Below are 10,826 nucleotides of genomic sequence, written 5' to 3'. Positions count from 1 at the left end.
CAGGCTGGCTTACAGCCAGACTGCCTGCCACGTCAAAGGAATTGCAAAAACGGGAAACGCCAGCTGCCCTTCGGCGCACTTCTGTTTCCCGTACTTCCGCCACCTTGATCCAATCCGCATGGGATGCTACACGCTCTGCCAGAGAGCGGGATGGCCGCAGCTTCGGAAAACTGCTGGGCGAAACCGTGTCTCACGCTGTACAGACGCTTATGGTAACAGGTGGATTTATTATTTTCTTTTCCGTGCTGGTTCGACTCATATCCATATACTTAGGTCAAGGAGCATATTCATTTGTATGGCCTGCCTGGATGGAAATCCATCTGGGTTCCTATGAAATCAGCCGCTTGCCTTACGATCTCCGCACCCAAGCGGCGCTAATCAGTGCCGTGCTGGGCTGGGGCGGTCTATGCGGCTGGCTTCAAATTACCGCAGTCACCAAACCGTCCGACAAAGGAATCACCTTCACCTTGTCGCGAGTGCTTCATGGGCTTATCGCCTTTGGGCTTACACTGGTGGCATGGACACCTCTTACTCGCATCTCCAACAATACAATTCCAGCTTACATCAGCGGCAGTTCGGCTTCTTCCTTTGCAGAAAGCGGATATGACAGGGCCACACAAACCGTCATGACGGAAGCCACTAATCTTCTGACACAATTGGAAGGTGCATCCATGTATCCCTGGCAGCTCACCCTGCTGTCCGCCACTCTCTTGATTACGATTGTGCTTATATTACTGGTCATTTCCTTTATGACTTCATGGTGGAGCCGCCACGCATCGCGTTGACCTTGGAACGCAGCGCGTCCTCGACCTCAGGAGCTACCAAATCTACGACCTTGCCGTCAAAATGGGCAATTTCCTTTACCATACTGGAACTCAGATATGAATAGGCTGGATTCGTCATCATAAAGATTGTTTCCGCATCCGGGTTCAGCTTATGATTCGTAGAGGCTAATTGCAGCTCGTATTCAAAATCAGTCACCGACCGTATTCCTCTAACAATAACCTGAGCTCCTTTTTGACGTACATAATTGGCTGTCAGATCACGGAAGCTGTCCACCTCAATATTTGGAATATCACGGGTTACAGTCCGCAATAGCTCCATTCGCTCCTCCAGCGAGAATAGCGGATTTTTACTAATATTGTTAAGAACCGCGACAATCAGTACATCAAACTGTCTGGCTGCTCTTTGAATGATATCCTGATGCCCCATCGTCACGGGATCAAAGGTTCCCGGATATACGGCAATACGTGGTTTGTGCTCAATCATGATGGTCCTCCCCGTCTGATTCGGTGATGCCGGATTTAGTCACTCCGGCTTCTGTATGCTCTTCGGCGTCCGACAAAGCATCGGCTGCAAATTGATAGATGGATAGCGCTGTTTCACCATAGACTGCTTTTTTGACCTGCTCGAACGGCCCGAAGCTTTCCGGGTATGCATGTCCGGATTCATACTCCAGCACGATAATTGCCTCTGAACGAAGCAAGTCCAATTCAGCCATACGGCTCATCAATTCATCTCCGTGTTTGAGACGATAGGGCGGGTCCAGAAAAACAGCATCAAAAAGAGCTCCACGTTTTGCGAGCGCCTTGAGCGCTCTTCCGGCATCATTACGGAACACTTCAGCCTGTCCTTCCAATCCGGTTTTTCGTAAATTTTCTTTAATGACCTCAATGCTTTTCGATTCCATATCAATAAAAACCGCCTTGTCCATCCCCCGGCTAAGCGCCTCTATGCCCAGGCCGCCACTGCCAGCGAACAGATCAAGCGCAACTCCCCCATCAAAATAAGGACCTATCATGCTAAATAGCGCTTCCTTGACCTTATCCGTGGTCGGCCGCGTCCCTGTGCCGGGAACTGCCTTTAACGGCCTTCCTTTGGCACTACCCGATACCACTCTCACGCTGAAACTCACCTATTTTCTATATGTGTTCATAACCATATAAGATTATGACGTTATCGTACCACATGCACCGCCGTTTGAAAAACGCAGGATCGTGCAGGTATAAAAAATCCTCCCCTGGGCATCCTTAGGATATCGGCATTCAACCAATGTCGTAGACAACCGCGGAGAAGACTTACGTTTCCCCATAAGCTCTTCGTCCGGTTTCTCCTCTCCCATTCGGGCGCTTCTTTCATGGAGCGCCTGATTTTTTTTGCATAAAAAGAAGCTGCCGGGTAGCAGCTTTATGTATCATTTCATTTCTTCTATTCTCGGATTTTGTTCATTTAAGCAGCTCCTCAGGTGTATCGCCCTGATAAACATACACATAGCTCGCTACCGATACAGCAAATGCTGCAAACATAGACAAGGATGTCGCTAAACCATATACTATTTTTCTCACCATTCCTCTCACCTCCTTCCCCGAATCAATGTCAGGCTTTGGACCATAAAAGCAACAGCCACTACAGAAGAACCGATTACAAAATTAGTACATACAAGTATGGAGGATAACAGTCGCAGGAGAGGGTAAAACCGGGCTGGAATACGCGACTGCTTTTCAATTCTGGATGGGGCAAAACATAACACAAGCATAAGAGCTATTCCGGTAAACAGGTTTGTCCACCAGCTGTTCAAAGAGATGCAGGCTAGGAATGTAAAAGCGACAGAGGTCACCACCACACATGCCATTCCTGTTTTCAAATGAATGCCACCTGATATTTGGCGCAACAGGGCAAAAGCGATGAGAATCGTTGCAGCTTCTGCCATCCGCCCCGTGAAGAGAGAGGCGAATAGAGTCAAAATAATAATCATGGATGCATTTATAATGAGAGCAAGTGCATATTGAAGCACCGGAACAGAAGCCGGATGGTCCGGCACCGTATCCTTGATCTGCTTAGCAAGCTTGGAAGCTATCGTTTCAATCATCCCGGTATTCCTTTCCGATCGCATAATAGATGAAGAAGCCGGAAACCAGTGCAAAAAACATCATATTTAACCATACCTCGTTATAGTACAGCACAATAGAAGTTGAAATGAGAGACAGGATAATCAGCGTGATGACAATACCGTATTCCTCTTTAAATTCAAGCTTTTTGAATTTAGGCGAAAAGCCGATCCTTTTTCGATACAACATCCATGAGATGAGCAGCCCTGCAATTGCGCATATCGATTGCAGCAGATAGCCCTTCAAGGAACCAGCCTGCAGCTCAGAAATCGGCAAACTGCCGAACAGCATCTTTAGAAACACCGACTGAATAACAGCATACGCAAAATAGCCTGTTACTGTCATAATGCCTGACCACACAATCGGGATTTTCACCACGGTAGCGAGTAAAAAAATAAAAAGCAGCATATTGATGACAGGCACCAAATACGAGAGGGACCATCCCTCTCGGAGCAAATAGCTTTGTATGTTCATAATCAGATTTACACAAATGGCCTGCCACAGATAAGGGGTCAACCTGACTTGAAAAATACTAAGAATCAGTGCAAAAACAGCCACTCCCTCAAGCGTTGAAAAAAGCAAAAAGCTGATCGGCTTCACAAGCATGCACGCATCTCCTTTACAATTCCAACAAACCTCATCGGTATATTAAAAAACTTGGCTGTACCTCGAATATAAAGGGCTGGGAGCTACTTTTCAAGAGATCTTTTCAAGGATTCATAGATTTTTTCAAGCACTTTAACGAAATGTTATCAGATGTAATCTTCAAGTAAGCTTAAGCAACGCTTTCCTTGACCGAATCTCCCTGTGAACGCATAGGCTTCATACGTGATATAAGCTTTTTCCCAGAACGGATACCAGGCTGTTCAATCCACGAATAGGTGAGCCAGGACAGTCCAGTGGTGAACAGCAACGTCATCGTAAACATCATCATGAGGTTGACCATCGGGGCAAAGGTGAATTTGATCTGAATGATTAGACTCAGAACCAGCATATGCGTTAAATACATACTGTAGCTAAGGCGGCCGATCCACGACCATACCCGATTAAGCAACCACATCGGCTGCCAATGATACAAGGCATACGCTCCCAACAGCAGCCCTGCACCTATGAGGTAATCCGTCATACCTCCAAAAAACGCAAATAGTACAGATCCAAGCAGCAAACCCCCGCTGATCCGGTCTATGCTTTTCCAATGGCGCTCGTTCTTCCAGATCAAAAACAACAATATCCCCAGCCCAAAGACAGGCAATTGATTCGGAAACCATAAATACAGATAATGTCCCCATAAGGAATGGTCACTAATCCATGGATATTGAGCAAACCACGTATTTAGCCCGTAGCTTAACACAAGCACAACCATGACAAACCAGGCAGCATGGCGGACTGATCGGATCAGCTTAAATAATAAGGGGACAAACAGATAAAACATAAATTCCACCGCTATAGACCATTCCACACCGATAATGCTGTTGATCCAGTACGGGTTCAGACCATTCAAAAACAGGACATGCGCTGCAATATTGGCGACCGTGACCCCCTCCTGATCCCCAAGCCAAAATCGAGGACCTGTCCCGTTCACCATTAAATAGATCCCGAGCATTACGTAATATAAAGGAGCAATTCGAAAAAAACGACGTATCAGATAAGCCGAAATTCCTTCCCTCCTGCCCCCCGAACGTCTGCTCAGAGACAGAAACAACGTAAAAGCACTGGCCAGATAAAATAAAGCGACTCCTTTCGCACCCATACTCAAGCCTTTTTGTATCCATCCGTTGATTCCGTCCACGTGCTGGCTGACATGCACCAGCAAAACCCCAATAATGGCCACCGCTCTCAGCGTATCTACAAATTGCAGCTTGTCTTGTTCCACTTCACCCATGGCTTCGGGCATCGTATCCCTCCATAACGATCCTTTTTCGATACGTTTTGTATCTATAATACACAAAACGTATCATCAAAGTAAATAACTCCTTATGTAAAAAAACATCCTCAGCCGCGCGACCCGCGGCCAAAAGATGTTCAAATTGTTAAGCTATAATAAGCTGTAGGCAAGCATTTTATTTGTTTAAATGAAAAGGAACCGTCGTTACAATCACGTCTTTGTAATTAATCAGATAAGCTCTCATCAGCAAGCTGGTCTGATTATGCAGAATATTTTCCCACCAGTGCTTGGTAATGAATTGCGGAATGAGAACGGTAATGTGGTCCTCGTCTGCTTTTTTCCACTCCACTGTATCAATAAACTTACGAAGCGGATTAATAATACTGCGATAACGGGATCGCAGGACCACCAATCGAATACCTACATCCCACTCTTCCCATTTCTGTTCCATTTTACGAATCGCTTCATCATCCATACCGACATAGACTGCAACCACATTGTCCGATAACGTCTTGGCATAACTGATGGTATTCATTACGACCCGAGTAATGCCTGCCACCGGAATAATAATGGTATTGCCTTTGACCATTGGTTTATCCTTTGTAATGTCAATGCGCAGCTGCTCTGCTGTATTTTCATAATGTCTACTGATCTTCATAAAGAAATACAGAACCAAGGGCAGGAAGATAAATACTACCCATACCTGACTGAACTTGGTAAAAATAAAAATAAGCGTAATCGACAACGTGGTCAGCATGCCGATCGTGTTAATGGCAAGCTTGACGATCCAGCCGGACGGCTTGAGCCGAATCCAGCGAATCATCATCCCAAGCTGCGAAAGCGTGAACGGGATAAATACCCCTACAGCATACAACGGAATCAGATTTCCGGTATTTCCGCCAAATACAATGACCAGCAATGCTGAGAAAACACTCAAAAACAGAATACCATTCGAGTATCCGAGCCGATCCCCACGTACCATGAACATATGCGGCATGTATTTGTCCTTAGCCAGCATAAAAGCGAGCAACGGAAAGGCAGAATAGGCTGTGTTCGCCGCCAAAAACAAGATGAGCGCCGTCACACCCTGAATAATGTAATACATGACACCGCGTCCAAAAGTGGCATTCGCAATTTGTGAGATAACTGTTTCATGCGGATTCGGACGAATACCGTACCAATAAGCCAGCAAACTGATCCCGATGAACATGCACCCGAGAATCAAGCCCATCATCATCAATGTGGTTGCCGCATTTTTGGCAGCAGGCTTGCGAAAGTTCGGGATGGCATTCGAGACAGCTTCTACCCCGGTTAACGCCGAACAGCCTGAGCTGAACGCCTTCAGCAACAGAAACAGGCTGACGTTGGATACCGTAGCTCCAAATTGCGGTGCTGCAGCATGGGCTCCCCCTGTCACATAATGAATAATACCACTAATAATCAGAACAAAAATGGCAACAACAAATAAGTAAATCGGTACAGCCAGCACCGAGGCAGATTCCGTCACCCCGCGCAAGTTCATAATGGTCAAAAAGATGATCATGGTCAGAGCAATCGCAATTCGATGATCGTGTAATGATGGAAATGCCGATGTGATGGCATCTGTACCCGCTGACGAGCTGACCGCAACCGTTAGAATGTAGTCGACCAGCAAGGAGCCGCCTGCAATCAGACTTGGGGCCTTGCCCAAATTATCTTGAGCGACGATATAGGCACCACCGCCACCGGGATAGGAAAAAATAGTTTGCCGATAGGACAGAATCAGAATGACCAGCAATCCCAGTACTGCGATGGATATAGGTATGGAATACCATAGGGCAGCAAAACCAGCTGTAATCAAAACCAGCAAAATTTGCTCGGTGCCGTAAGCTACTGAAGACAATGCATCTGAGGACAGAATGGCCAGAGCCCTGAGCTTGTTTAGCTTCTCCTCTTCAAGGGCCGTCGACTTTCGAGGGCGACCGATTAGTAATCTTTTGACTTTACTCAGCATTTCGTTAACTCCTTCTTGGATGGGGGTTTTGCAGAAAAACTCTGGATCGTATGTTTATTATGTCACCTGCACATCAGATTGATGAAACAAATGAACTATTATTTTATACCCCCTCATCCTGAAAAAAACAATAAGGAATGCTCCCTATAATGAGCATTCCCAAGCAAGAAAGAGTATTTCGATAAAATACCCTTAAGTATACAGTAATTTGAACCTTTCCGGCGTAATTCCCTCAGCACGGCGAAAAGTTGCCACAAAATGACTGGCATCCCGGAATCCGACCCGCTCCGAAACTTCCTTAACGGTCAAATGCGGGTATTCTGTCATCATTTCTTTAGCCTTACGCAGCCGAATCACAATCAGGTATGCATAGGACGTCACGCCAAAAGCCTGCTTGAACAATGTATTTAAATGACGGGCGCTTACATTCATCATGACCGCCATATCAGATAGTCCCACATCCGGACTGGCGTAATTTTGTTCCATAAACGCCAGAACAGGCGCCAAACGCTCCACATTATGCGAAAGAGAAGGCATTGAGCTGTGTTGCCCATATTTACGCAACAGCGTCAAAAATCGGTACATATTGGCCGAAGCATCTAATCCGGATAAATCCCGTTCGCTAACCAGCGAATGAAGGATACCTTCTCCAAAGGTATGCAGCTCGCTGTCCTTGTCCCAATGATACCCGCGCGTATGCTTCAATCCGAGAGCAGTCAGTACAGCAGCGGCAATGGGGCCGTCAAATGTGATGTATAACGTTCGCCATACCTTTGTCGCCCGTCTGTACGCATGGGATTCGCCTGGCAGCAGCAGCACTCCGGACTGCTCACCCAGACGGAAAGTTCCCCCTTTAAATGTAAATATCCCTTCACCGGACACCGTCTGAATCCAGTGAAAGCACGGATACCCCTCTGGACGGGATACATCCTCCTGTCTGCTGTTGAACCCGATGCTTTCAATAAAAAGCGGCAAAGAGTGCTCACGCGTTGTCAGAAAAAATCGCAAATGATGGGGAGTCAAAATCATAAAAACACCTCCGGCGTATGCGGGTATGTATTTCTCTAGTAGATCCATATTGTTATATCCAAGTTCATTTTATTATATTTAAAAGCGGTTACTTGTATTATAAGATAGAATTATTCTTATATATAGAGGTGATTGGCATGATAAGCGGCAAACTTCCTAAAGTATTTTATGGTGGAGATTACAATCCCGAGCAATGGGATGAGGCCACACATCAGGAGGATTTACGGATGTTCAGGCTGGCAGGGATTGATATCGCCACAGTCAACGTATTTTCATGGGCCAAAATTCAGTCGGACGAAATCACATATCATTTTGAATGGCTGGATCAATTGATTGACAGTCTTCATGAAAGCGGTATCTTCGTTTGTCTTGCTACCAGCACTGCAGCACACCCCGCCTGGATGGCTACCCGTTATCCGGACATTCTTCGGGTCGATGCTGACGGACGCAAGCGGAAATTTGGCGGCCGCCACAACTCCTGTCCGAACAGTCCAACCTATCGTAAATACGCGGAGCATATGGCTGACCGATTGGCTGAACGCTACAAAAATCATCCCGCCATTCTCGTGTGGCACGTGTCCAATGAATACGGCGGTGATTGCTATTGCGACAACTGCGCCGCCGCGTTCCGGGTGTGGCTCAAGCAAAAATACGGGACGCTGGAAGAACTGAACCGGGTGTGGAACACCTCCTTCTGGGGTCACACCTTTTATGATTGGGATGAAATTGTTCCTCCCAATAATCTAAGCGAGCATTGGGGGGAAAATCACTCCACCTTTCAAGGAATTTCCCTTGATTATGCACGCTTTAATTCGGATAGTATGCTCGATTGCTATCTGCTGGAATATAACGCGATTAAAAAGCATATTCCCCATGCTGTGGTAACGACCAATCTGATGGGCTTTTTCAAGCAACTGGACTATTTCAAATGGGCTAAGCACATGGATATTGTGTCTTGGGACAGCTATCCACAGGCTAATACCCCTGTAAGCTATACCGCGATGGCACACGATCTGATGCGCGGCCTGAAGGATGGGCAGCCCTTTATGCTCATGGAGCAAACACCGAGCCAGCAAAACTGGCAGGCATATAATTCGCTCAAGCGGCCCGGCATCATGCGGCTATGGAGTTACCAAGCGGTAGCGCATGGCGCGGACACGGTCATGTTCTTCCAGCTTCGCCGCTCGATCGGCGCTTGTGAGAAGTTTCACGGAGCTGTGATTGAGCATGCCGGGCATGAAAACACACGTGTATTCCGCGAGGTGGCACAACTCGGCAGCGAGCTTGGAGCATTAGGAGACAGGTTTCTTGACGCGACCGTCGATGCCAAAGCAGCTATTTTGTTTGATTGGGATAATTGGTGGGCATTGGAAAAATCAAGCGGGCCCTCTGTCGCATTGCATTACGTCGATCAAGTGCATAAATATTATGCGGCCCTTTTCCGGCGTAACGTGCAGGTAGACCTGATTTCCGTAGAAACGGATTTCCAGAAATATGATCTCATTATCGCGCCTGTACTCTACATGGTCAAGCCGGGCACTGCTGAGAAGCTGGAACAATTTACGGAGCGCGGCGGCACCTTCGTTACCACCTTTTTCAGCGGGATCGTCAATGAAAACGATCTGGTCACAACCGGAGGATATCCGGGCAAGCTGCGTAAGCTGCTCGGGATTTGGGTAGAAGAAATTGACGCGCTTTTGCCGGAATCACACAATCGGATCATCATGAAAGAAAAGGTGGGTGCATTGCAGGGAGAATATCAATGCGGCATGCTCTGTGACCTGCTGCACAGCGAGGGTGCCGAGGTGCTGGCCGAATATGGCGATGATTTCTACCAGGGTATGCCGACGCTGACACGCAATCGTTGGGGCCAAGGCGAGGCATGGTATGTCGCCTCAGACCCTGAGGAATCTTTCCTGGATGGCCTGCTGGGCTATATTTGTGAGGAAAAAGGGATTTCATCCCTCCTGCGCGCTCCTGAGGGTGTAGAAGCTACTGTACGCTCCAAAGATGGAAAATCGTACTTGTTCATCCTGAACCATAATGCACAGGCGCAAGAAGTTCATCTGGATGATCAAAAAGGAAAAGAGCTGATTAGCGGCGAATTCATGGAAGGAGATATCTCCATTGAAGGCTACGGCTTTCAAGTGCTGGAGCTATCATTCTAGGTATCAAAGGAGTTCAACATGAAACGACTGCTATGGATTGGCAGCTTGTCTTATTTTTTGATCGGTCTGGCACATGTGGTTGTAGGTTCCCTGCTGCCTGTGCTGCTGGATCACTACGGCAGGAACTATACAGAGGGCGGAAGCCTGATTTTCGCCCAATTTTCCGGCTTTCTGGCTGGTGTCCTGCTGTCGCCTTGGCTTGCACGGAATTTCGGCAAACGCCGAAGTCTGGTATTTGCTCTACTCCTGCTGTGTACAGCGGAAGTGCTGTATTCACTGCTGCCGCCTTGGGGGTGGCTATACGCCGTCGGGGCAGCAGCTGGTTTTGGCTTTGGCATGGTAGAAGCGCTCATCGGCACGCTTGTTATTAGCGGTATTCCCCAAGGAACAGGCGCGGCCATGAGCCGACTGGAAGTCTTCTTTGGAATCGGCGCGCTGGCTATGCCCGCTATCGCCGGCCAGTTCATTGCTCTCGGCTGGTGGAGATTGGCTTTTCCCATCATCTCCATGTTCGCAGCCATTGCGGTCGTAGCTTGGCTACGGGGGTCCTTTGGCACGCTGGACACGGTATTGGACGAACAGGAACACCGAGGGAACAACCATCCGCACTCCTCTAATTCACCGAAGGTGAAGGCATCTAAAGCTAGCCCTATAGGGAATTGGAGGCTGCTAGCGCTGTTCGTTGTCTTTTTCTTCATCTATGTAGGGACAGAGATGAGCCTGGCTAATTTCCTACCCTCCATGTTCATTGAGCGCCTGGGACTCACGCAAGCCGAAGCAGCACTCAGTGTCACCTGCTTTTGGCTGGCAATGGCCTTCGGGCGGCTATTCACAGGCTACATTGCCGATCGGTACGGCTACGG

9 protein-coding genes and 2 pseudogenes are annotated in these 10,826 nt (G+C 47.7%); 3 read left to right on the top strand and 8 right to left on the bottom strand.

The window, feature by feature from the left end; translation table 11 throughout:
* Positions 1 to 785: pseudogene (locus WG8_RS28265) on the top strand (nucleoside recognition protein); the annotation flags it as partial.
* Here WG8_RS28265 and coaD read toward each other — a convergent pair.
* From coaD to WG8_RS09660, 8 genes are all read right to left on the bottom strand, one after another.
* Positions 748 to 1,269, bottom strand: coding sequence for a pantetheine-phosphate adenylyltransferase (gene coaD, locus WG8_RS09690; RefSeq protein ID WP_007429971.1), 522 nt, complete (start codon positions 1,267 to 1,269; stop codon positions 748 to 750). The pseudogene WG8_RS28265 and the gene coaD overlap by 38 nt on opposite strands.
* Positions 1,262 to 1,903, bottom strand: coding sequence for a 16S rRNA (guanine(966)-N(2))-methyltransferase RsmD (gene rsmD, locus WG8_RS09685; RefSeq protein WP_007429970.1), 642 nt, complete (start codon positions 1,901 to 1,903; stop codon positions 1,262 to 1,264). The genes coaD and rsmD overlap by 8 nt, the downstream gene beginning before the upstream one ends.
* Positions 1,904 to 2,225: 322 nt before the next feature.
* The gene (locus WG8_RS26395) at positions 2,226 to 2,348 is read right to left on the bottom strand and encodes a cyclic lactone autoinducer peptide (protein ID WP_007429969.1); all 123 of its coding nucleotides are present in this window, start codon (positions 2,346 to 2,348) and stop codon (positions 2,226 to 2,228) included.
* A gap of 5 nt (positions 2,349 to 2,353) precedes the next feature.
* Positions 2,354 to 2,869: an accessory gene regulator ArgB-like protein gene (locus WG8_RS09680; RefSeq protein ID WP_007429968.1), complete on the bottom strand. Its 516-nt coding sequence runs from the start codon at positions 2,867 to 2,869 to the stop codon at positions 2,354 to 2,356.
* Positions 2,862 to 3,494: a hypothetical protein gene (locus WG8_RS09675; RefSeq protein WP_007429967.1), complete on the bottom strand. Its 633-nt coding sequence runs from the start codon at positions 3,492 to 3,494 to the stop codon at positions 2,862 to 2,864. The genes WG8_RS09680 and WG8_RS09675 overlap by 8 nt, the downstream gene beginning before the upstream one ends.
* Positions 3,495 to 3,663: 169 nt before the next feature.
* A complete protein-coding gene (locus tag WG8_RS09670; protein ID WP_007429966.1) occupies positions 3,664 to 4,782 on the bottom strand; it encodes an acyltransferase family protein in 1,119 nt (372 codons plus the stop codon).
* A 166-nt stretch (positions 4,783 to 4,948) separates the two neighbouring features.
* Positions 4,949 to 6,766, bottom strand: coding sequence for an APC family permease (locus WG8_RS09665; protein WP_007429965.1), 1,818 nt, complete (start codon positions 6,764 to 6,766; stop codon positions 4,949 to 4,951).
* A gap of 192 nt (positions 6,767 to 6,958) precedes the next feature.
* Positions 6,959 to 7,795 carry an AraC family transcriptional regulator gene (locus tag WG8_RS09660; protein ID WP_007429964.1) on the bottom strand — a complete coding sequence of 279 codons (837 nt, stop codon included), beginning with the start codon at positions 7,793 to 7,795 and terminating at the stop codon, positions 6,959 to 6,961.
* A gap of 137 nt (positions 7,796 to 7,932) precedes the next feature.
* Here WG8_RS09660 and WG8_RS09655 point away from each other — a divergent pair, with 137 nt between their 5' ends.
* Positions 7,933 to 9,963 (top strand): beta-galactosidase, encoded by a 2,031-nt coding sequence (locus WG8_RS09655; protein WP_007429963.1) that lies wholly within the window; start codon positions 7,933 to 7,935, stop codon positions 9,961 to 9,963.
* Positions 9,964 to 9,981: 18 nt separating this feature from the next.
* A pseudogene (locus tag WG8_RS09650) lies at positions 9,982 to 10,826 on the top strand (MFS transporter); the annotation flags it as partial.

The organism is Paenibacillus sp. Aloe-11 (assembly GCF_000245715.1).
Classification (GTDB): domain Bacteria; phylum Bacillota; class Bacilli; order Paenibacillales; family Paenibacillaceae; genus Paenibacillus; species Paenibacillus kribbensis.
Note: the sequence above shows the minus strand (reverse complement) of the source record. Positions and strands in the feature narration are given on the sequence as shown.

Coding starts and splice junctions, on each gene's coding strand:
- WG8_RS09680 (WP_007429968.1), bottom strand. CDS start 2,869: ATGATTGAAACGATAGCTTCCAAGCTTGCTAAGCAGATCAAGGATACG.
- WG8_RS26395 (WP_007429969.1), bottom strand. CDS start 2,348: ATGGTGAGAAAAATAGTATATGGTTTAGCGACATCCTTGTCTATGTTT.
- WG8_RS09675 (WP_007429967.1), bottom strand. CDS start 3,494: ATGCTTGTGAAGCCGATCAGCTTTTTGCTTTTTTCAACGCTTGAGGGA.
- coaD (WP_007429971.1), bottom strand. CDS start 1,269: ATGATTGAGCACAAACCACGTATTGCCGTATATCCGGGAACCTTTGAT.
- WG8_RS09660 (WP_007429964.1), bottom strand. CDS start 7,795: ATGATTTTGACTCCCCATCATTTGCGATTTTTTCTGACAACGCGTGAG.
- WG8_RS09655 (WP_007429963.1), top strand. CDS start 7,933: ATGATAAGCGGCAAACTTCCTAAAGTATTTTATGGTGGAGATTACAAT.
- WG8_RS09665 (WP_007429965.1), bottom strand. CDS start 6,766: ATGCTGAGTAAAGTCAAAAGATTACTAATCGGTCGCCCTCGAAAGTCG.
- WG8_RS09670 (WP_007429966.1), bottom strand. CDS start 4,782: ATGCCCGAAGCCATGGGTGAAGTGGAACAAGACAAGCTGCAATTTGTA.